Annotated in this window: 22 protein-coding genes; 14 read left to right on the top strand and 8 right to left on the bottom strand. The window is 68.7% G+C overall.

The window, feature by feature from the left end:
* Window positions 1-121: 121 nt before the first annotated feature.
* The 3 genes from phrB to QWY80_RS08490 are packed head-to-tail and all read right to left on the bottom strand — an operon-like array spanning window position 122 to window position 2,845.
* Complete coding sequence (gene phrB, locus QWY80_RS08500) at window positions 122-1,537, bottom strand: deoxyribodipyrimidine photo-lyase (RefSeq protein WP_290230360.1); 1,416 nt, start codon at window positions 1,535-1,537, stop codon at window positions 122-124.
* Between the two features lie 10 nt (window positions 1,538-1,547).
* Window positions 1,548-2,468, bottom strand: a complete 921-nt coding sequence (locus QWY80_RS08495) for a MerR family transcriptional regulator (RefSeq protein ID WP_290230359.1) — start codon at window positions 2,466-2,468, stop codon at window positions 1,548-1,550.
* Window positions 2,465-2,845, bottom strand: coding sequence for a sirohydrochlorin chelatase (locus tag QWY80_RS08490; RefSeq protein ID WP_290230357.1), 381 nt, complete (start codon window positions 2,843-2,845; stop codon window positions 2,465-2,467). The genes QWY80_RS08495 and QWY80_RS08490 overlap by 4 nt, the downstream gene beginning before the upstream one ends.
* 140 nt (window positions 2,846-2,985) lie before the next feature.
* Between QWY80_RS08490 and QWY80_RS08485 the strand changes: the two genes are divergently transcribed.
* A complete protein-coding gene (locus QWY80_RS08485) occupies window positions 2,986-3,891 on the top strand; it encodes a TIGR01777 family oxidoreductase (protein ID WP_290230356.1) in 906 nt (301 codons plus the stop codon).
* A gap of 42 nt (window positions 3,892-3,933) precedes the next feature.
* On the opposite strand, the gene rapA is transcribed toward QWY80_RS08485, so the two are convergent.
* Together rapA and QWY80_RS08475 are read right to left on the bottom strand one after the other, a co-directional pair.
* A complete protein-coding gene (gene rapA, locus QWY80_RS08480; RefSeq protein WP_290230355.1) occupies window positions 3,934-6,882 on the bottom strand; it encodes an RNA polymerase-associated protein RapA in 2,949 nt (982 codons plus the stop codon).
* A 141-nt stretch (window positions 6,883-7,023) separates the two neighbouring features.
* Window positions 7,024-7,824, bottom strand: coding sequence for a TlpA disulfide reductase family protein (locus QWY80_RS08475; protein ID WP_290230354.1), 801 nt, complete (start codon window positions 7,822-7,824; stop codon window positions 7,024-7,026).
* A 150-nt stretch (window positions 7,825-7,974) separates the two neighbouring features.
* Between QWY80_RS08475 and QWY80_RS08470 the strand changes: the two genes are divergently transcribed.
* The gene (locus QWY80_RS08470) at window positions 7,975-8,214 is read left to right on the top strand and encodes a hypothetical protein (RefSeq protein ID WP_290230353.1); all 240 of its coding nucleotides are present in this window, start codon (window positions 7,975-7,977) and stop codon (window positions 8,212-8,214) included.
* Window positions 8,215-8,559: 345 nt separating this feature from the next.
* A complete protein-coding gene (locus QWY80_RS08465; protein WP_290230352.1) occupies window positions 8,560-9,984 on the top strand; it encodes a site-specific integrase in 1,425 nt (474 codons plus the stop codon).
* Between the two features lie 182 nt (window positions 9,985-10,166).
* On the opposite strand, the gene QWY80_RS08460 is transcribed toward QWY80_RS08465, so the two are convergent.
* On the bottom strand, window positions 10,167-10,676 hold the full coding sequence (locus tag QWY80_RS08460; RefSeq protein ID WP_290230351.1) for a hypothetical protein: 510 nt from the start codon (window positions 10,674-10,676) through the stop codon (window positions 10,167-10,169).
* Window positions 10,677-10,882: 206 nt separating this feature from the next.
* Between QWY80_RS08460 and QWY80_RS08455 the strand changes: the two genes are divergently transcribed.
* From QWY80_RS08455 to QWY80_RS08445, 3 genes are all read left to right on the top strand, one after another.
* Window positions 10,883-11,575 (top strand): hypothetical protein, encoded by a 693-nt coding sequence (locus tag QWY80_RS08455; RefSeq protein WP_290230350.1) that lies wholly within the window; start codon window positions 10,883-10,885, stop codon window positions 11,573-11,575.
* Between the two features lie 104 nt (window positions 11,576-11,679).
* Window positions 11,680-12,030 (top strand): hypothetical protein, encoded by a 351-nt coding sequence (locus tag QWY80_RS08450; RefSeq protein ID WP_290230349.1) that lies wholly within the window; start codon window positions 11,680-11,682, stop codon window positions 12,028-12,030.
* A gap of 13 nt (window positions 12,031-12,043) precedes the next feature.
* Window positions 12,044-12,343 carry a hypothetical protein gene (locus QWY80_RS08445; RefSeq protein ID WP_290230348.1) on the top strand — a complete coding sequence of 100 codons (300 nt, stop codon included), beginning with the start codon at window positions 12,044-12,046 and terminating at the stop codon, window positions 12,341-12,343.
* Between the two features lie 61 nt (window positions 12,344-12,404).
* Here the strand turns inward: QWY80_RS08445 and QWY80_RS08440 are convergent, their stop codons facing one another.
* Window positions 12,405-12,716: a BrnA antitoxin family protein gene (locus QWY80_RS08440; protein ID WP_290230347.1), complete on the bottom strand. Its 312-nt coding sequence runs from the start codon at window positions 12,714-12,716 to the stop codon at window positions 12,405-12,407.
* Window positions 12,685-12,969 (bottom strand): BrnT family toxin, encoded by a 285-nt coding sequence (locus QWY80_RS08435; RefSeq protein WP_290230346.1) that lies wholly within the window; start codon window positions 12,967-12,969, stop codon window positions 12,685-12,687. Before QWY80_RS08435 ends, QWY80_RS08440 begins: the two co-directional genes overlap by 32 nt.
* A 312-nt stretch (window positions 12,970-13,281) precedes the next feature.
* Here QWY80_RS08435 and QWY80_RS08430 point away from each other — a divergent pair, with 312 nt between their 5' ends.
* From QWY80_RS08430 to QWY80_RS08395, 8 genes are read left to right on the top strand one after another with little or no spacing between them, the layout of a single operon-like run.
* Entirely contained in the window at window positions 13,282-13,524 is a 243-nt protein-coding gene (locus QWY80_RS08430) for a hypothetical protein (RefSeq protein ID WP_290230345.1), read from the top strand.
* The gene (locus QWY80_RS08425; protein WP_290230343.1) at window positions 13,521-13,796 is read left to right on the top strand and encodes a hypothetical protein; all 276 of its coding nucleotides are present in this window, start codon (window positions 13,521-13,523) and stop codon (window positions 13,794-13,796) included. Before QWY80_RS08430 ends, QWY80_RS08425 begins: the two co-directional genes overlap by 4 nt.
* The gene (locus tag QWY80_RS08420; protein WP_290230341.1) at window positions 13,793-14,029 is read left to right on the top strand and encodes a hypothetical protein; all 237 of its coding nucleotides are present in this window, start codon (window positions 13,793-13,795) and stop codon (window positions 14,027-14,029) included. The genes QWY80_RS08425 and QWY80_RS08420 overlap by 4 nt, the downstream gene beginning before the upstream one ends.
* Window positions 14,026-14,367 carry a DUF7673 family protein gene (locus tag QWY80_RS08415; protein ID WP_290230340.1) on the top strand — a complete coding sequence of 114 codons (342 nt, stop codon included), beginning with the start codon at window positions 14,026-14,028 and terminating at the stop codon, window positions 14,365-14,367. Before QWY80_RS08420 ends, QWY80_RS08415 begins: the two co-directional genes overlap by 4 nt.
* A gap of 2 nt (window positions 14,368-14,369) precedes the next feature.
* Window positions 14,370-14,645 carry a hypothetical protein gene (locus QWY80_RS08410; protein ID WP_290230338.1) on the top strand — a complete coding sequence of 92 codons (276 nt, stop codon included), beginning with the start codon at window positions 14,370-14,372 and terminating at the stop codon, window positions 14,643-14,645.
* A gap of 47 nt (window positions 14,646-14,692) precedes the next feature.
* Window positions 14,693-15,250 (top strand): hypothetical protein, encoded by a 558-nt coding sequence (locus tag QWY80_RS08405; RefSeq protein ID WP_290230337.1) that lies wholly within the window; start codon window positions 14,693-14,695, stop codon window positions 15,248-15,250.
* Complete coding sequence (locus QWY80_RS08400; RefSeq protein ID WP_290230335.1) at window positions 15,250-16,296, top strand: DUF7146 domain-containing protein; 1,047 nt, start codon at window positions 15,250-15,252, stop codon at window positions 16,294-16,296. Before QWY80_RS08405 ends, QWY80_RS08400 begins: the two co-directional genes overlap by 1 nt.
* Window positions 16,293-18,077 carry a DUF927 domain-containing protein gene (locus tag QWY80_RS08395; RefSeq protein ID WP_290230334.1) on the top strand — a complete coding sequence of 595 codons (1,785 nt, stop codon included), beginning with the start codon at window positions 16,293-16,295 and terminating at the stop codon, window positions 18,075-18,077. The genes QWY80_RS08400 and QWY80_RS08395 overlap by 4 nt, the downstream gene beginning before the upstream one ends.
* The last annotated feature ends 305 nt before the right edge of the window (window positions 18,078-18,382 follow it).

The following is an 18,382-nucleotide window of genomic DNA, read 5'->3' as shown; positions in this document are numbered from 1 at the left end:
GTCGAATGTTGTTGTGCGCCGGCGGCGAACCGCCGGGCGACTGTGCCTAGTCTACTGTTCGTACAGGGGGAATGCACGCCATCCGTCCTGCAACCCGCCGGCCACATCATGCTCCTCGGGTTCAGTCGGTGGCGAGGGCCTTGAAGGCGGCCAGGGCGCGGGTCCTGGCCGCCTTGTGGTCGACGATGGGGGGCGGATAGCCGGTGTCGCCGAGCCAGTCGCGGGGCGGGGCGTGGCGTGCCTTGGCCGGCAGCTCGGCCAGCTCGGGCAGCCACTCGGCGAGGAAGGCGCCGTCGGGGTCGAAGCGCCGCGACTGGGTGGTGGGGTTGAAGATACGGAAGTAGGGCGCGGCATCGGTGCCGGTGGAGGCGGCCCACTGCCAGCCGCCGTTGTTGGCGCAGAACTCGCCGTCCACCAGGTGGCGCAGGAAGAAGGCCTCGCCGCGTCGCCAGTCGATCAGCAGGTGCTTGCTGAGGAACATGGCGGTGACCATGCGCAGGCGGTTGTGCATCCAGCCGGTGGCCACGAGCTGACGCATGGCGGCATCGACGATGGGGTAGCCGGTGCGCCCCTCGCACCAGGCGGCGAAGCCGGCCTCGTCGTCGCGCCAGGCCAGCGCCTCGGTATGGCGCTGGAAGGCGCGGTGGCGGCAGACGCGGGGGAAGCCCACGGCCACGTGGCGATAGAACTCCCGCCACACCAGCTCGCCCACCCAGGCGACCAGCCCGGCGTCGCCCTCGACCAGGCGGCCGTCGTTCTCGGCGAGAACCGCCTGCAGGCACTGGCGATGGGAGAGCATGCCCAGCGCCAGGTAGGGGGAGAGCTCGCTGGTCGCGCGCAGTGCCGGGAAGTCGCGCCGCTCGGCGTAGTGGCGGCCGCGGAAGCGCAGGAAGCGCTCCAGGCGTTCGGCGGCGGGTGCCTCGCCGGCGGGCCACAGGCGGCCGTCGAGGGGCGTGTCCTCCAGCGCGGGGAGCTCGGGCAGCGGGTCCGCGGCGATCCCTGTCGGCGCCTGGGGGGCGGGGGCGTCGCGGATGGCCAGCCGTTCCGGGGTGAGCCGGCGGTGCCAGGCCTTCGAGAAGGGCGTGAAGACGCCGTAGTAGTCACCCTTGCCGGTGAGCAACTCGCCGGGGGCGAAGGCCACGGCGTCGTGGTGGCCGTGCGCCGCCAGGCCCGCCTCGGCGAAGGCGGTCGCGACCGCCGCGTCGCGGGTCCGCTCGTCCACCGGGTACTCGCGATTGAAGTGCAGGGCCGCGGCGCCGGTCTCCCGGGCGATGGCCAGCAGCGCCTGCGGGGCCTCGCGGAAGTCGTCGATATCGCGGTGCAGCAGCGGGATATTGAGCCCCGCGAGCGCCTCACCGAGGGCGGCGACGCCGCGGGCCCGGAAGTCGAGCTGGTTGGCGCCGTGGCCGTGGCGCTGCCAGTGGGGCAGGCTGCGCAGGTAGACGCCCACCACCGGGCCGTGGCGCGCCGCCGCCGCCAGGGCGCTGTTGTCATGGATGCGCAGGTCGCTGCGGAACCAGAGCAGGGTCGGGGGCATGGTGGCTCGTTCAGTCCGTCGGCAGCAGGGTCTGGAGGCGTGACAGCGCCTGGTCGAGGTCGTCGCCCAGCACCTCGATGCCGGTGTCGATGAGGTCCGCGGCGCGGATCCGGGCCACCGGCCCGTACAGCCCGACCGGCACCTCGAGCTGCTCGGCCAGGCGCGGCAGCTGGCGCCGTATCAGGTCGGTGCGACCGGCCCGGCTGCCGGCCATCAGCACGCCGGCGGCGCGGAAGCGTTCCACCGCCAGCGGCAGTTCGCCGAAGGGCAGCGGGGCGTCGAACAGCTGGACCCGGTAGCCGCGGTCGCTGGCGGCCAGGGCGGCGAGCAGCAGCCACAGGGTGCCGGGGTCCTCGGGCAGGGGCGTCAGCACCAGGCCGGGGCCCCGGGTCCGGGCGTTGGCGTGGAGCAGCCGGGTGCCGATGCGGGTGCGCAGGAAGGCCTCCAGGGCGAGCCGCTGCAGGGGGTCACCCAGCCGATCCCCCCAGCGCTCCTCCAGCTCGCGGATCGCCGGCGTCCACAGCGCCTCGATGCAGGTCGCCACCGGGTAGAGCGCCAGGGACTGGCAGAACAGCGTCTCCAGCAGGGTCTGGTCCAGGGCCTCCACCGCGGCGACCAGCTGTTCGCGCTGGCCGGTCCAATCACCGGTGTCGGGGGGCGGTGCGACCGCCTCTCCGGTCTCGGGGCGGTCGAGCAGCTCGCGCACCTGGCTGACCGGCACGCCGCGGTTGAGCCACTGCAGGATTCGCTCGACCCGCTCGATGTCCTCGCGGGCGTAGAGGCGGTGCCCCTTGGGCGTGCGGCGCGGCTTGATCAGGCCGTAGCGACGCTCCCAGGCGCGCAGGGTCACCGAATTGACGCCGGTGAGTCGCGAGACCTCGCGAATGGGGTAGAGCGGGGTGTCGCCGTGGTAGGAGGGCTGGTCGCTCATGGCGCCACCGGTTCTCCGGCCTGCTCGGCGATCACCGTGGCCAGGGCCTCGATGAAGGCGGGGTGCTCGCCCACCGGCGGCAGCAGTCGTAGGTCGATGCCCGGGTGCCGCGCCTCGAGCTCGGCGACCTGGCTCGGTACGTCCTTGCGCAGGTGGCGGCCGGCGGCGAAGAACAGCGGCAGGATCTCGGCGCGTGCCACCCCGGCCTCGGCCAGCTCGGCCACGGTGCTCTCCAGGGAGGGTTCGCTGAGCTCCATGTAGGCCAGGCGCAGCGGGGTATCGAGGCGCTCGGCCAGGGCGGCGTGGAAGTGCTCGAAGGGGGCCCGCCAGTTGGGGTCGCTGGAGCCGTGGGCCAGCAGGATCAGGGCGTAGGTCATGGCGATCTCCTGTCACGTCGAGGGAGGCGGCCGCGAGAGGGCGATGGGTCGACCCCGGGACGCTTGCGCAGGGGTTTTCAGCTAGACTAGCAGAAGTGTACAACAGCTGTATAACTCATGGCAGACACGAGGAGGTCGGCATGCGCGTCCTGATCACCGGAGGCACGGGGTTCGTCGGCCAGCGCCTGGCCCTGCGGCTGGCGGAGGCGGGGCATCGGTTGCTGGTGGTGTCCCGGGATCCCGAGGCGGCCCGGCGCCGCCTGCCGGAGGGTGCCGAGGTGCGCCGCTCGGTGCTGGACTTCGTGGACACCCCCCCGGATGCCCTGGTCAACCTGGCCGGCGAGTCGATCGCCGCCCGGCGCTGGAGCGACGAGCAGAAGAAACGGTTGATCGACTCGCGGGCCAACATCACCCGCGACCTGGTGATCCTCTGCGAGCAGCTCCACCAGGCCGGGGGGCGGGCGCCGCGGGTCATGGTATCGGGCTCGGCGATGGGCTACTACGGCGACCAGGGCGACCGCGAGGTCACCGAGGAGACGCCGCCCCACGACGAGTTCGCCCACCGGCTGTGCAAGCGCTGGGAGGACACCGCCAGGGAGGCGGCCGACTTCGGCACCCGGGTCGCGCTGTTGCGCACCGGCCTGGTGCTGGATGCCGGCGGCGGGAGCCTGCAGAAGATGCTGCCGCCCTTCCGGCTGGGGCTGGGCGGGCGCTTCGGTAGCGGCCGCCAGTACATGCCCTGGATCCACCGCGAGGACCTGGTGCGGGCGATCCTCTTCCTGCTCGAGCGCGACGACCTGGAGGGGCCCTTCAACGGCAGCGCTCCGCACCCGGTGACCAACGCCGAGTTCACCCGCACCCTGGCGAAGGCGCTCAAGCGCCCGGCCCCCTTCCCGGTGCCGGCCATCGTGCTGGAGACCGCCTTCGGCGAGATGTCGCGGTTGCTGCTAACCGGCGCCGACATGCGCCCGGCGCGGCTGCTGGAGGCGGGCTTCGCGTTTCGCTTCGAGACGCTGGAGGCGGCCCTGGCCGATATCCTGGGATAGTGTTTCCCGAAACACATCGAGGGGCGCCGGATCAGCCCCGACTCATCGCGTGTCTTCACCCACCGTAACGATGACGCGCACCGCGTCGAGACGCAGCCGTGCGCCCTCGATCGCCGCGTCCAGGGCGGCGCGCTCGTCGCGCAGCGCCGCGAGTTCGTCGTCGCGCACCGCGGGATTGCGGCGCGCCAGGGCCGCCAGGCGCGCCAGTTCGCCGTCGAGCTCCTCGCGCATGCGCGCCTGGGCGGCCTCGACGATGCTGGGCAACTCGCGCTCCGCCTCGGTCTCGCCGCGGTCGAGCAGCTCGCGCAGCACCTCCAGGCGGCTGCGGATCAGGTCGCGGGCCATGGCCTTCTTGACCTTCTGGACGTTCTTCGACAGCCCGGTGAAGGAGATCTTGTCGGTGAGGTTGGCGCCGGACTCGTCGAGCAGCACGCGCACCGCGGTGGGGGGCAGGAAGCGGTTGAGGTGCAGCCGCCTGGGGGCCGGGCAGTGGGTGCGAAACACCAGTTCGGCCATCACCCGGCCGGCGGGCAGGGCCGGGTGCTTGAGCAGGGCCAGGGCGGTGTTGCCCATGGTGCCGTCGAGGATGCGCCCCATCATCTCGCGCAGCAGCGGATGCTCCCAGGAGAGCCGCTGGACGTCGTCGCGGGCCAGGGCGCGGCGGCGCGAAAGGGTGGCCGAGAAGCCCTCCTCGCCCTTGGCCAGCCCCGGCAGGCCGTCGAGCATCTGCGGGCCGGCCACCAGGTGCTGGATGCCGCCGCCCAATTCCTGGCTGTCGACCCCGAAGACGTCCAGCGACAGGTCCAGGTAGCGGGGCAGGGCGCGGTCCTCGTCCAGCTCACGGATCGCCGCGGCCACCGTCTCGGCGCGTTCGTGGCGGCAGGCGTTGAGCTCCAGCAGGCGGTTGCGTCCGGCATCGCGCTCGACCAGGCGGGCCTCGAACAGCGCCCGGGTCTCGGCGATCACCTCCTCGAGGGCCGCGTCGTCGAGCAGGGCGTCGGCCAGGGCATCGCCGAAGGCGTCGAACAGCTCGTTGCCCAGGCCATGGGGGGCCTGGAAGGCCGCCATGCCGTCGCGGTACCAGCGCAGCAGCCTCTCGCCGGGGCTGGCCGCGAACACCGGCACGTGCAGCTCGATGGCGTGGCGCTGGCCGATGCGGTCGAGGCGGCCGATGCGCTGCTCCAGCTGGTCGGGGTGCAGCGGCAGGTCGAACATCACCAGGTGGCGGCAGAACTGGAAGTTGCGCCCCTCGGAGCCGATCTCCGAGCACACCAGCACCTGGCAGCCCTCCTCCTCGTCGGCGAAGGCCGCCGCGGCGCGGTCGCGTTCCACCAGCGACAGTCCCTCGTGGAACAGCGGGGCGTGCAACCCGCCGAGCACGCGTAGTGCCTCGGCCAGCCCCTGGGCGGTCTCGCGGTCGTGGGCGATCACCAGTACCTTGTCGCCGGCCAGGCCGTCCTCGCCGTCATCGGTCAGGCGCTCCAGCAGCCAGTTCACCCGTGGGTCGATCTGCCACCAGGGTTCGGCGTTCAGGGGGTCGTCGGAGAGCGCGCGATACATGGCGTCGGGGTAGACCAGCACCTCGGGATGGTCGAGGCCGGTCTCGATCAGCAGTTCGTCGAGGTAGTCCTCGTCGCGCTCCAGCTTGCGCAGCTCGCGGCGATAGGCGCTGGGCGGGGCGAGTTCGCTGACGTGCAGGCGGCGCTCGGGGAAGCCGCCCACGTGGCGGCGGCTGTTGCGGAACATCACCCGGCCGGTGCCGTGGCGGTCGAGCAACTGGTCGCGCAGCCGGTCGCGGGCGATGTCGCGCTGGGCCGCGTCGGCCTCGGAATTGGCCAGGGTGTCGAGCAGCGCCAGGCTGTCGGGTTCGTCGATCACCGCGGCGATGCGCTCGCGATCGCCGGCCGCACCGGGCAGGCGCTCCAGGGCGTCGATCGCCTCGGCCACCTCCACGTAGTGGGCCTCCTCCTCGCGGAAGGCGTCCAGGCTGTGGTAGCGGTCGGGGTCGAGCAGGCGCAGCCGGGCGAAGTGGCTCTCCAGGCCCATCTGTTCGGGCGTGGCGGTGAGCAGCAGCACGCCCTCGATCGCAGCGGCCAGGCGCTCCACGCAGGCGTAGCCGGGGCCGACCCGGTCGGCGCTCCAGTCCAGGTGGTGGGCCTCGTCGACGATCAGCAGGTCCCAGTCGCAGGCCGTCGCCTGGTCCTGGCGGTGAGGGTTGGCGAACAGCCAGTCCTGGCTGGCCAGCACCAACTGGCCGGCCTCGAAGGGGTTGCCCTCGCCATGGGCCTGGCTCTGCTGCTCGTCGAGCAGGGTCACCTCCAGGGCGAAGCGGCGCAGCAGCTCCACCAGCCACTGATGGGTGAGGCTCGCCGGCACCAGGATCAGCGCGCGCTCGGCGCGGCCGCTAAGCAGCAGGCGGTGCAGGATCAGGCCCGCCTCGATGGTCTTGCCCAGGCCCACCTCGTCGGCCAGCAGCACCCGCGGGGCGTGGCGACGCGCCACCTCGTCGGCGATGTAGAGCTGGTGGGGAATCAGGTCGATGCGCGGCCCGGCCAGCCCCAGGGCGGGATTCTGCTCGATGCGGTGGTGGTGGTGCAGGGTGCGAAAGCGCAGGTCGAACCAGTCGTTGCGGTCCACCTGGCCGGTGAGCAGGCGGTCGCGGGCCTGGTCGAACTGCATGGTGTCGGCCAGGCGCGCCTCGGGCAGCTCGATCAGCTCGCCTCGCTCGTCCTCGCCGATGTAGACGATCAGGCCGTCGAGCTCCTTGGTGTCGTCGACGGTGAGGGTCCAGCCCTCGGCGGCCTGGATGCGGTCGCCGCTGCCGAACACCACCCGGGTCAACGGGGCCTGGCGGCTGCTGTAGGTGCGGGTTTCCTGGCTGGCACCGAACAGGACGGTGACGCTGCGTGCATCGCAGCTCAGGATGGTGCCCAGGCCGAGTTCGGCCTCGCCGTCGCTGATCCAGCGCTGGCCGGGGGAGAAGTCGCTCATGATGCCTCGAGGATGCTGTCTGACTGTGCGCCGAGGTGCCGCTTCGCCGGGGGCGGCACGACAAGGGCGCGGTATCTTACAGCAAAGGTCGGCGCGGCTTAAGCGTAGCGGCGCCGGTGCGGCTGTGATAAGGGAGTCGGCTCAGTCGTCGCCCAGCCAGGCGTCGAGCTGGGCGCGGGTCAGTTCGCCCACGTGACGCTCGAGGGCCTGGCCCTCGGCGTCGAACAGCAGGGTGGTGGGGAGCCCCGGCGATTCGGTCAGCACCATCAACTCCTGGCGCGGGTCGAGCAGCGGGTAGCGGAACTCGAGCCCCTGGTCGTCCAGGTAGCGGATCACCTGCAGCAGTTCCTCGCCCTGGTTGGCCACCACCACGGTGACGCCCTCGCGCTCGTCGGCCTCGGCCAGCAGCGGCATCTCGCGCAGGCAGGGCGGGCACCAGGTGGCCCAGAGGTTGAGCACCACGCGCTCGCCGCGCAGCTCGCGCAGGTCGACCGTCTCGCCGTCCAGGTTCTCCAGCGTCAGGTCGGGGAGCTCGTCCAAGGGCAGGCCGGCGCCGAAGGGCTGCAGGGTCACCACCGCCAGCCACAGGCCCGAGGCCGCCAGGGTCAGGGCCATGGCGCCGAGCAGCCGCCACAGCCGGGCACGCAACGCCCAGGCGCTCCAGCCGAGCGCCGCCAGCAGCCCCCAAAGGCCGTGGTAGCCCGGCTGCCACAGCTTGAGGATATCCAGCGGGGCGGCCGCATAGGCGTCCAGGTTCAGCGCCACATGGCCCAGGCGGGCGCCCAGCAGCCAGGCCAGCAGCAGGCCGTTGAACCAGCGGGCGTGCTCCCGGCGCGGCAGGCGGAGCAGCCAGGTGCTGGCCGCCAGCAGCAGCAGGGCGGCCGCCAGGGCGTAGAGGCGGGGCAGCGAGATCAGCACGGGGCCTAGGGCGATGGCGTCCATGTGGGGATGACTCCTTGGCGGTCGGGGTCGGCGTCCGGCACGCGAGCGGGTACACTGTGGGGCCGTGCGTGCCCTAACCCCTTGATCCTGCCAAGCCTACTGCCGGCAGGCGGGGCTGTCATCCCAAGCCACCCCTCGACGGGAGCCTCCATGGCCAAGCCAGCCTTCGATACCCTGCGTGCCCTGGCCATCGCCAGTCAGGCGCTGGGTTTCATCCTGATCATCACCCTGGAGACGCTGATGGGCGATGCCGCCCGGCCCTGGCAGGGCTGGACCCTGGCGGCCATGGTGGTGGCGGCGCTGTGGATCGCCCTGGTGCGGCTGTATCGGCGCAACAAGGCGCGCAAGGCGATGGCGCGGCGGCTGGGCGACGACGAGGGTGTCGACTGAGTAGCGGCGGACCTTCGGCCCGCGAGCCCGGCCAGCCGGCGGGGCCAGCGGCTCGCTGAGGGAGGGGCGCATCAAGGGCACAACGAAAAACCGCCGCTGGGGCGATACCCTAAGCGGCGGTTTTTCTTCGGAATTCTGGTCGGAGTAGCAGGATTCGAACCTACGACCTCTGCCTCCCGAAGGATTTTTGGACCCGTATATCAGGCGACAACGAACGACAAGCTACGACGGCGAATGTCCTTTAATTCAATCGCTTGCGAGTGATCTGGGCGGCGGCGAGCAACCGCCGTTGACGTTGGTTTATCATGCAGTTTGCTGACCATATGCTGACCCGCCGAGGTGACCATGGTTTCCGACCCCTCCCAGCAGTCTCGCAACGGTGCCCGTCGCAAGGTCAAGATCACGGCCAGGGCGGCCGCGGATTTCCACCAGACCGCCGACCCCCTGGATCGCATGTGGGATACCCAGTTGGGCGGTTTCCACATGGTGCGTAAGCGATCGGTGACCAGCTGGCGGATCCTCTACCGGAACACCGCAGGGAAGGAGCGAGCCATCACCCTGGGGCGGTATCCGGCCATGACGGCGGATCAGGCCCGCAAGCTGGCGCACGAGAAGCTGGCAGAAATCTACCAGGGCGGGGACCCGCTCAGCGCGCGGCAGGTAGCCCGAGACGAAGCGAAGCACCGGGAAGCGCAGACGCTGGCGGCCTACCTCGAGGGCCCCTACACGGTCTACCAGGGCCGCCGCAAGAAAGGCGCGGAGACCCTGGCCAGGATTCGCCGCGACTTTGCCGCCTGGCTTGCCAAGCCGATGAGCTCGCTTACCCGGACCGATGTGGATCGCTGGCAGGCCGACATGGAAGGGCGCGGCCTGGCCTTCAGCTCCCTGAAGCGCTCCTATGGGGCGCTGAACACCATGCTGAACGTCGCGGTGGAGCGGGGCGCGATCCCGGAGAACCCGCTGAAGGGGGTGAAGCTGGAGCGGCCGGCACTCACTGAAGAGGAGTTGGCCGAGGCGACCAGTGCCCGGCGGTACCTGGAGGACCAGGAGGTAGTGGCGCTGTTCGCCGGCCTCGAGGCTTACCAGGAGCAGAAGCGCGCCGAGCGTCGACGCAGCCGCTACCACGGCAAACCCTGGCTGCCGGACCTCGACCAGGTGCCCTACGTCGACTATGCAGTACCGCTGATCTCGCTGATGTTCTATACCGGCTTCCGGCCGGGCGACCTCCACGGCCTGCGCTGGGAGCACGTCAACCTGACCTTCGGCACCATTCGCAAGGTCATCGAGAAGACCGCGCACACACGACCCGAGCCGCAGACCTTCCCGCTCTCGCCGGAGGCCGTGGCCGTCTTGAAGGCGTGGCACGGACAACTGGGCGATCCAGCGACGGGGTATGTCTTTACCAATACGGTCACCGCTGGGCGGTACTCGTCCACGGCGATCGGGAAGCCATGGCGGCGCATCAAGGATCACACCGCTCGTCTCGCCAAGAAGGGGCGCATCCCCCAGGCATTGTCCGCCGACCTCGAGCTCTACACCCTGCGTCACAACTTCGCCAGCCAGCTGATCATGAAGGGTGCCGACCTGCTGGCCGTTAGTCGGTTGATGGGCCATGCCGACATCCAGACCACCATCGAGCACTACGGTCACCTGGCGCCCGACCACAAGCGGGAGTTCGTGAACCGGTTCGGCCGGGACTACCAGGCGCTCCTGGGCCGCGCCGAGTCCGCCGACGACCAGGACGAGGCGCCGCCGGCGGCCGCCACCTGAGCAGGAAAAGAGAAGCGCGCCGCTGTTTTGAGTGGGTACAGTGGGTACAACGGGTACAACGGTCGGAAAGGCGCATGGTTGAGCGGTTGAAGCGTACCCACTATATATATTTCTTTCTCTATATAGTGGGTACTACTGGGTACATGGCCGCGGCTCCGCCCTTCATATCGGCGATGGCCTGATCAAGATCGATGGCACCGGTCTGGCGCCGGCGCTGGTTCGGCGTGCTCTATGCGTTCGAGGAGTAGCTGGCGCTGACCAGGGCGCTGCTGGTCGCCGGTGATCAGGTAGCGGACGAGCGGCTGTACCTCGCCGGCGATGCGTATGCCTTGGGCGCTATTGAGCAGTCTCTTGGGGTAGAGGGTCGCACGCCACGGCACTTCCTCCATGTCGTCGTCCCAGGCGGTGCCCATGGTGATCAGCATCGGTAGCCCTCGATCGATAGCGCGCTCCATGATCGCCAGGAGGCAATCCAGGTGAGTGGGGGAGTCACCGATACACGCCCTCATCGCGTGGGCGGTGTCGACCAGGCTGGCTGGGGCCACGGCGAGGGGCTCGGCGTCGATCTCCAGCACTTCGGTACCGCCTTTCTCCGCCATGGCGCGCGCCATATTGGCATCCAGGGCCTGGTAGTACCGGGTTCGCTTCCGGCCTGTTGTCTTCCCAACACCCATCACCGTGAACAGTGGCATGAGACTCCCTCCCTTCCTTGTTCAGGGACAAGGTAGCCTCCCACGAGCCGATCTGCTGCGTGGCGTGTGGGAGTTGGCCACTGCCTTGGCAACCATGTCAGCTTGGGGCATGCTGTCAGCAGCTGGCTAGGCCGACGGGCCGAACGGCGGCACCCCACCGCCCCGCCAGCGCTCCTTCCTGGGGATCACACTGGGGAGTGTGAGGTATGGCCATATCACCATGGCACATCATAGATAGTTTGGATGTTGGGCAGGCAGCCCGGCTCCTAACAGACATCAACCCGAACTCACTCGAAGAGGATACGTACAGAAGCTTAAGCCAGCTTAGAGACGTATCAACTTGGTCAGGCCTGCTGTTCAAAGCAATTCGGGCTGGTGAGTTCGGTAGCGACCTGAAGCAAGAGTGGGATTCGTTGGCTAGCCGACCAGGTCGACCAAAGGGGTTCGACCTTGAGTTATTTCGCCAGGCGGCTGACTTCAGAATCCGTAAGTCAGAGCTGGTGGCATGGCTTAAAAGAATGGGCATCCATGAGCACGACATGCCAACTGAACTCAAGACGGGGGCGCCTCCTAATTTGATGGATGCCGGAACCTCCCTCCCGAATGCCGAGGCTATGCAATCATTAAGTCCTCGCAAAGAAGAAAGTTTGTACCGTGTCATCGGTGCCTTGGCGGAAGCGCTTGCCGATCGTATTGGCCAGGGCGCCCACAACGGTGAAGCCCCCAATGCACTGCGGCTCGCCCGATACCTGACTGGTACAGATGAAGATGGTGCGGACCATGGTGAGTCTAAGGCTCCTCGCCCCCTCAAAGGTATACGTGGGATGAGCACGCAGAGTCTTCGTAAAGTGATTGGGCAAGGGCTCAACAAAATAGACGACGCCCACCGCAGCCGGTAATTGAGCGTGGTAATGACCAACTCCTATTGGTCATTACCACGATTTTCCAGCTTTCACCCTCCATCCTCCTGTTGAACGTCAACGACGCATCAGGAGGCCGAAGGATGACCAGCACCAAGCCCGCCCACGACACCCCCGCCACCAGCCCTGACGCCTATCGAACCGAGCGTGGGCGCATCCTCGCCGAGATCCTGGAGGCCGAGCGCGCGGGCCTGGCGGCACACCTGATCGAACTCTCCGAGCGCCAGGTTTTCCCCTTCCTGATCCCCTGCTCGCCGCGTACCGGTCGTGACGCGCGCCGCACCGGCACCCTGCTGGGGCGCCCGGCGCCTATGTTCATCAAGCGAGGCCGGCAAGTTTACTACCGCTACAGCGACATCCTGGCCTGGCTCGAGGCCGCCGAGGCCTTTCCCTCCACCGCGGCCGCAATGGCCAAAGAGCTCGCAGACCGCTGAGGAGATCGCCGCCATGTCACGTCCCACCGTACTCGAACGCGCCCTGCGCCACCTGCTGGAGGTAGAGAGCACGACTGGCCAGTATGCGTCTCGGCTACTCGAAGTCGGCCACTTCAACACCGTGGTCTCCGATCTCAAGAAGCGACACCGAATTGATGTGCGTCGTGAGTGGCGACGCCTGATCAATCGCCATGGTCAGGCATATAACTGCAAAGTTTACTGGCTGGCGCCGGAAGACCGCAGGAAAGCCGCAGAGACCCTGGCGGCGCTGGAAGCCAAGCGCCTGGGCCTGGCCACGGGGAAGTCAGCATGATGCTGGCGCTGAAAACTGCGACAGTCACCGCCATGGGGCACCACGATCTGGCGCCCCTGGCTTACCTACCGGTGGGATCGCTGGGGCTGTGCTCCTGGAGGAAGCGCTTCAGGGCCTGGTTGACCCGGGTTTGCCAGCCGGGGCCAGTGTCACGGAAGGCCTCGACCACCTCCTGGTCCAGCCGGATGGTAATGTGTTCCTTCGGGTGCTCTGCCTTGGGGCGGCCGCGCCTGGGTTTCAGCATGTCGTCGGCGGCTTCATGCCCAAAGAGTTCTGGGAGCACCTCGCTGGCCGGCCTGGCACGCTCGAAGTCCTCGTCCGTCCATTCCGGTGTGTCATCATCAATCATTTCCGGATCGCGTCGCTTGCTCATAGCGTCGCACCTCCCGCTTGTTGGCCTTGCGAAGGCTGATAACCCGCACGCTGCCGGGACGCGGCGTGAAAACCAGCACGTGCAGACGATCACCGATGAGGCCCAGCGCCTGGAAGCGGGCCTCTCCATAGTCCTGACGGCGGTCTTCTACGACCAGTGCCGACGACCAGTCGAAGTCAACCGCCAGCTCGAACGACAGCCCGCGGCTGGCCATGTTGGCGGCACTCTTCTCCGGGTCAAAGGTGATCTCCATCTATTTACCGTATACACAAAAAATAGTTCCCGCCAGGCATTGACGCCCCTGCTGGGGCGGGGCTACGCTTCAAGCGTCACGGCAAATTCCGTGGCCGGGTTTGGCGACCCGATCAACTCTAGGCGCACCAGCGCCCACCGCGAAACAGGCGCTTTTTTCATGCCTGTCCATCGCGTCTATGGTGGCTGTGCGTGGGAGACCTCCGGGTCTGCCGGTTTCCTAGAGTGCCGGTTCGCCAACCTGCGTACAGCCACCCCCAAGCACTGTTTGGCGACAGTCGGGGATGGCTCCTCAACTCTAGGAGCTCTACCCATGATATTCCCTACCCGCAATCCGTCTGCGCGTGCCGCCTACCATCGTGCCTGCGCCCGCGCCGCCCTGTTCGCTGATTCCAGCACGTCCGTACGCCTCAAGCGCTACAACCACCACATCACCAAGGCCCGCCGCCTGGAAGTCGAGCTCCGGGCAGAGGCCCCGCGCCGCGTCCTGGCCGCATGGGCCAACGGCGTCGAGCCTGGAACCTACCAGCCGGCCGGCCAAGGGGGTGAAGCATGAACCGCACCCCCCACATCAACAGCCGGGCCGAGGACGTCCAGGAGATCGCCGAGGCCATCAATACCATCGCTCACCTGGTGAACACCGACCTGGCCAGGAAAGGCAGCGAAGGCATCGATCCGTTCCTGACTGATGTCGAGCTCGGCGGGCTGATGCTCGCGGTCGAACACCTCTCCACCAGGACAGGGGACCTCGCCGAGGATCTCTTTGAGGACGAGCAGCGCCTGGCGAGGCTCTCCACTGATCGCGATGGCGGGGAGGTGCGCTCATGAGAGTCCAGGTCAACCAGATGATCTACGACGACGCGCATCCCAAGTGCACCTGCAAGGTCGTCCAGTCGCAGGGACAGCTCTACGCCTTCGTGCAGTGCCTGGACATGGGCATGGATGGCGAGCGCCTCGTCGGCACGAAACGCTACTGGGGCCGCTTCGAGTGGGGTAGCGAGGATCACATGCGCGCGATTTTGGCCAACGGCGGGAAGTGGAACGGGAGGGGCCCGGTATGACTTCCTCGATCCACTCCCTGGTCCAGGCGGCCGAGAGGCAAGCCGCCCTGGAGCGTGACGCCCTCGAAGCTGGTATCCCCGCCCTGGAGCGGCTTGCTCGGGTCGCCCAGCAGCACAGCGGACAGAGCCATCACGTCCGCCGCCTGCTGCTGGCGCTCTACAACGGCCCCGAATGGCCCTTCGAGATGAACCGCCTGCGGGCGCTCGACCTGGAACTGCAGGAGGACGCCCTGGCCGTTATCCGGCTCGCGACCTTCGGCGGCCGCGAGATCCATACCCATCTGCCCAACGGCGACGACCTGATGGCCGCGCTGTGGGAGCGCGAACAGGAGCAATGACCATGGCGACCCAACGGAAGCAACCCCAGACCCCCAGGTATTTCCACGCCGACCCCGTGCCGGCCAAGGCCTTCACCGGAGAAGTGGGGATGGCCGCCGGGGCCCTGCACGGCATTGGCACGGTTCTGGAAGGTGGCGGGCTTGAAGAGAGTGTCGAGCTCGGACTCTGTGCCGCCGTGAAGTTGGTCGGCGAGTACCTGGATTACGTGGCCGTCGAGATGAACCCAGCACCCGAGAGGATACCCGCACCAGGCCCTGAGGAGAGTGGCAAAGGCTGACGCCCTGCCAACCAATCGCCATCACGACAACTACCTGGAGCCACATCATGAATTCCAAACTCGACACCCTGGACAACCTCGACCCGCAAGCCCTGATGCGTGACATCCACGCGCAACTGATAAGCACGAATGGACTGCTGCGAGCCCTATCGCTCTCCAAGGGGGAGCGGCGCGCCGAGTTCGAAGAGCACGGACCGGATCTCATGGGCCCCCTCGATCTCGGCCACGCTGAGGAGCTGGCGGGCTATTTGGCCGAGGAGGCGTTCCTGGCTCAGATGCTGGCGGAACAGCTGCTGGATACACCGCGTCACCAGGCGGATGAGCCGGTGGACACCACGGGCCTCACCTTGGAAGAAACCCGTCGCCTGAGCTGCCTGACGAGCGAGCCATCGCGTCTCAATGCCGGAGAGGGCCTTGGTACTCTGCTGAGCGGCATGACGGCCATTGCCCGCTGGTTTACCTCCAACGCCGAACAACTCGACCCGCTGAATCCGAGGGTGCCAGCACTGATGACGATCAGCCACCGGCTGGAAACAATCGAGGCCCTGGCCAATGGCTGGGTGTCGGTGATGATGGCCAAGCGTTCGAAGCCGGCGACTACGTAATGTCTGGCCCGGTTGCTGAGGTCCTCGATCAGGCCCGTCACCGTTGGGGTGGCCTGCTGCCCCAGGTGATGGACCTGCGCCACTGGACGCACCGCCGGCACCAGCCGTGCCCGGTGTGCGGCGGTCGCGATCGTTTCCGCCTGTTTCCCGACTGGGAGGCCACCGGCGGTGCGATCTGCAACCAGTGTGGCGCGGGCGATGGCCTGACCTGGTGGCAGCGCCTCACCGGCCTACCGCCGGCCGCCGCGGCCCGTGACATCACCGGGCGCCTCGGCCTCGAGGGCGCGACCTCGGCACCGCGCCGACGGCCGCCGCCACCCCGACAGGAGCCGGCGGCCACTCCACGCCCCGACCGACGCCAGCGCCTGGTAGAGATGCTGGCGCCCGCAATACCGCTGGGGCAGAGCACCACGGCCCTGGCCTACCTCGCGCACCGTGGCCTGGGCGAGCTGATCGACCGCGGCGACCTGCCCCCGGGCTGGTTCGCACACCCGGGGCTGCCGTACTGGGAACTCGACGACCAGGACCGGCCCCGGCACCTCGGCGACCACCCGGCCCTGGTGGCCCCGGTGCGCTCCCCCGCCGGCCAGTTGGTCAGCGTGCACCGCACCTACCTGGCCCCCGATGGCGGCGGCAAGGCCGCCGTGGAGAGCCCGAAGAAACTTGCCGCCCCCATTCATGACCGTGCCACCCACGGCGCCGCCATCCCGCTCTATCCATGCAGCGGTGAGGTGCTGGCGCTGACGGAAGGCATCGAGACGGCGCTGGCCGTGCGCCTCGCGCGACCGGAGTTCCCGGTGTGGGCCTGCGTCACCGCCGGCGGCCTCGCTCGGTGGCAGTCACCCGCCGGGATCCGTGCGGTATGGATCATGGCAGACCGCGACCGCAGTGGTACCGGCCAGCAGGCAGCGCGTGCCCTGCGTAGCCGGCTGGGCCGCCATGGCCTGCGGGTGAGGGTATGCCTCCCGCCCGGCCCGATCCCGGACCACGCCAAGGGCCTCGACTGGCTCGACGTGCTGTGCACTGAAGGAGAGGAATGCCTATGACGGCGCACGCGATTCAACACGCCATGCAGGAGGCGCCAGAGGTGACCGGCCTGCCCACCATGCCCGACGGCTTCTCGATCGACGAGGATGGCTGGCTGGTCCACGAGTCCCGCGCCGATGGGGATGGCGAGCCGCGCACCACCCGGATCTGCAGCCAGCTGGAGGTGGTGGCACGCACGGCGGCCGTCCACTCCGGCGGCCACGGCTACCTGCTGCGCTTCCCCACGGACACCGGCTTCACCCAGGAGTGGGCGATGCCGGCCTCGATGCTCAAGGGCAGTGCCGAGGAGCTGCGCGGGATCCTGCTCGACATGGGCCTGATGATCGATGCCAACCAGCGCGCCCATCGGCTGCTGACCACCTACATCAACCTGGCCGCCCAGCGCTGCGCCCGGGAAGGCCGGTTGATGACCTCCACGCAGCGCACCGGATGGCATGGGGATGCCTACGTGCTGCCCGACCGGGTGCTCGGCAACCCCAGCCAGCAGCGTATCGTCTACCAGCGGGCCGACCTGACAGCCGATGGGTACCGTCTGGCCGGCACCCTGGAGGCTTGGCAGCGCAAGGTCGCGGCGCTGTGCCAGGGCAACTCCCGGCTGGTGTTCGGCGTCGCGGCGGCCCTGGCGCCCACCCTGCTGGCGCCGTGTCATGTGAAGGAGAGCTTCGGTTTCCACCTCTACGGTGAATCCAGCAGCGGCAAGACCACCATCCTGACGGTGGCGAACTCGGTATGGGGCGACCCTGATGCCCTGCTGGAAAGCTGGAACAACACCGCCAACGGCCTGGAGGGCATCGCCACCACTCGCAGCGACGGCCTCCTGACCCTGGACGAACTCCACCAGTGCGACCCGCGCTCGGCCGGGAAGGTCGTCTACATGCTCGCCGAGGGTCGTGGCAAGGGCCGCGCGAAGGAGACCGGCGTTGCCCGGGAGCGGGCCCGCTGGCGCCTGATCTTCCTCTCCACCGGCGAACTGACCACCGCCGACCATATCGCCAGCGAGGGCGGCCGCTCCTATGCCGGCCAGGCGGTGCGCGCCATCGTGTTGCCCTCCGATGCGGGGGCCGGCCTGGGCGCCTTCAACCAGACCCATGACCACAGCGGCGAGGCCTTCGCCAACCGCATCGACCGCGCCGCCCGGGAGCACTACGGCCATGCCGCGGCGCACTTCATCGAGCACCTGGCCAGCAAGCAGCAGCTGGCGCAGGAGGTCTTCACCCGCACGCGCGATCACTTCCGTCATCGTGCCCTGCCCCCCGGCGCCAGTGGCCAGGTCTACCGGGTCGGCGATAAGTTCGCCCTGGTGGTCACCGCCGGCCTGCTGGCCAGCCAGTGGGGCATCGTCGACTGGGATCCCGAGGAGATCACCACCGCCTGCACCGTGATGTTCCGCGAGTGGCTCTCAGAGCGTGGCACCAGTGGCGACGACGAGCCACGGCGTGCCCTCGAGCAGGTGCGCGCCTTCCTCGAGCGCCACGGGGAGTCACGCTTCACGCCCCTGGACGGCGCCGCCCGCACGGTACCGACCCGCGACCGCGCCGGCTACGTCGGCGATCACCGCGGGTACCGCTGCTACCTGTTCACGGCCGATGGCTGGAAGGAGGCCTGCCAGGGCTTCGGCCCAGTGCGCGTGGCCCGCTGGCTGGCCGAAGGCGGTTTCCTGCTCACCGAGGGCAAAGGCGGCCGCTTCACCTGTCAGGTGCGCGGCATCCCGGGGCACAGCGGGCCGCGCAAGCTGTACGCCGTACCGGCGGCGATCCTAGAGGGTGGCGAGGAGGCATGATCGTGATGGACTGGATCACTCAGCTCTGCGAACACGTCCGCGATAACTCCATCGCCCCGCCCGTGCAGAACCGGCGCTCCCGTCTCAACGGCTGGCGCTTCCGCGTGCACGGCCAACCCGTGGTGCTCCTGCTGCCTTGTTCGGTGCCCGGGCACGAGGCGTTGGCAGCGGCCCGCCAGCGGTGGCCTGGCGCCCAGCCGGATGGGGCAACCCCTCGCTGAAGGAGAGCTGGCGAACCAACACCCTGGTCCCGCGGCCTGCTCGCCGTGTCATTTCGTGGAGCGGATGACGTGCGAGCGGCAGGA

The organism is Halomonas ramblicola (assembly GCF_030409215.1).
Classification (GTDB): domain Bacteria; phylum Pseudomonadota; class Gammaproteobacteria; order Pseudomonadales; family Halomonadaceae; genus Halomonas; species Halomonas ramblicola.
Note: the sequence above shows the minus strand (reverse complement) of the source record. Positions and strands in the feature narration are given on the sequence as shown.

Bases quoted from the DNA above. Each gene is read 5' to 3' on its own strand.
- QWY80_RS08455 (WP_290230350.1), top strand. From the start codon at position 10,883: ATGGCCATATCACCATGGCACATCATAGATAGTTTGGATGTTGGGCAG.
- QWY80_RS08440 (WP_290230347.1), bottom strand. From the start codon at position 12,716: ATGAGCAAGCGACGCGATCCGGAAATGATTGATGATGACACACCGGAA.
- QWY80_RS08475 (WP_290230354.1), bottom strand. From the start codon at position 7,824: ATGGACGCCATCGCCCTAGGCCCCGTGCTGATCTCGCTGCCCCGCCTC.
- QWY80_RS08425 (WP_290230343.1), top strand. From the start codon at position 13,521: ATGAACCGCACCCCCCACATCAACAGCCGGGCCGAGGACGTCCAGGAG.
- QWY80_RS08490 (WP_290230357.1), bottom strand. From the start codon at position 2,845: ATGACCTACGCCCTGATCCTGCTGGCCCACGGCTCCAGCGACCCCAAC.
- QWY80_RS08405 (WP_290230337.1), top strand. From the start codon at position 14,693: ATGAATTCCAAACTCGACACCCTGGACAACCTCGACCCGCAAGCCCTG.
- QWY80_RS08400 (WP_290230335.1), top strand. From the start codon at position 15,250: ATGTCTGGCCCGGTTGCTGAGGTCCTCGATCAGGCCCGTCACCGTTGG.
- QWY80_RS08395 (WP_290230334.1), top strand. From the start codon at position 16,293: ATGACGGCGCACGCGATTCAACACGCCATGCAGGAGGCGCCAGAGGTG.
- QWY80_RS08430 (WP_290230345.1), top strand. From the start codon at position 13,282: ATGATATTCCCTACCCGCAATCCGTCTGCGCGTGCCGCCTACCATCGT.
- QWY80_RS08435 (WP_290230346.1), bottom strand. From the start codon at position 12,969: ATGGAGATCACCTTTGACCCGGAGAAGAGTGCCGCCAACATGGCCAGC.
- QWY80_RS08415 (WP_290230340.1), top strand. From the start codon at position 14,026: ATGACTTCCTCGATCCACTCCCTGGTCCAGGCGGCCGAGAGGCAAGCC.
- QWY80_RS08450 (WP_290230349.1), top strand. From the start codon at position 11,680: ATGACCAGCACCAAGCCCGCCCACGACACCCCCGCCACCAGCCCTGAC.
- phrB (WP_290230360.1), bottom strand. From the start codon at position 1,537: ATGCCCCCGACCCTGCTCTGGTTCCGCAGCGACCTGCGCATCCATGAC.
- QWY80_RS08470 (WP_290230353.1), top strand. From the start codon at position 7,975: ATGGCCAAGCCAGCCTTCGATACCCTGCGTGCCCTGGCCATCGCCAGT.
- QWY80_RS08445 (WP_290230348.1), top strand. From the start codon at position 12,044: ATGTCACGTCCCACCGTACTCGAACGCGCCCTGCGCCACCTGCTGGAG.
- QWY80_RS08485 (WP_290230356.1), top strand. From the start codon at position 2,986: ATGCGCGTCCTGATCACCGGAGGCACGGGGTTCGTCGGCCAGCGCCTG.
- QWY80_RS08460 (WP_290230351.1), bottom strand. From the start codon at position 10,676: ATGCCACTGTTCACGGTGATGGGTGTTGGGAAGACAACAGGCCGGAAG.
- QWY80_RS08420 (WP_290230341.1), top strand. From the start codon at position 13,793: ATGAGAGTCCAGGTCAACCAGATGATCTACGACGACGCGCATCCCAAG.
- QWY80_RS08410 (WP_290230338.1), top strand. From the start codon at position 14,370: ATGGCGACCCAACGGAAGCAACCCCAGACCCCCAGGTATTTCCACGCC.
- QWY80_RS08495 (WP_290230359.1), bottom strand. From the start codon at position 2,468: ATGAGCGACCAGCCCTCCTACCACGGCGACACCCCGCTCTACCCCATT.
- rapA (WP_290230355.1), bottom strand. From the start codon at position 6,882: ATGAGCGACTTCTCCCCCGGCCAGCGCTGGATCAGCGACGGCGAGGCC.
- QWY80_RS08465 (WP_290230352.1), top strand. From the start codon at position 8,560: ATGGTTTCCGACCCCTCCCAGCAGTCTCGCAACGGTGCCCGTCGCAAG.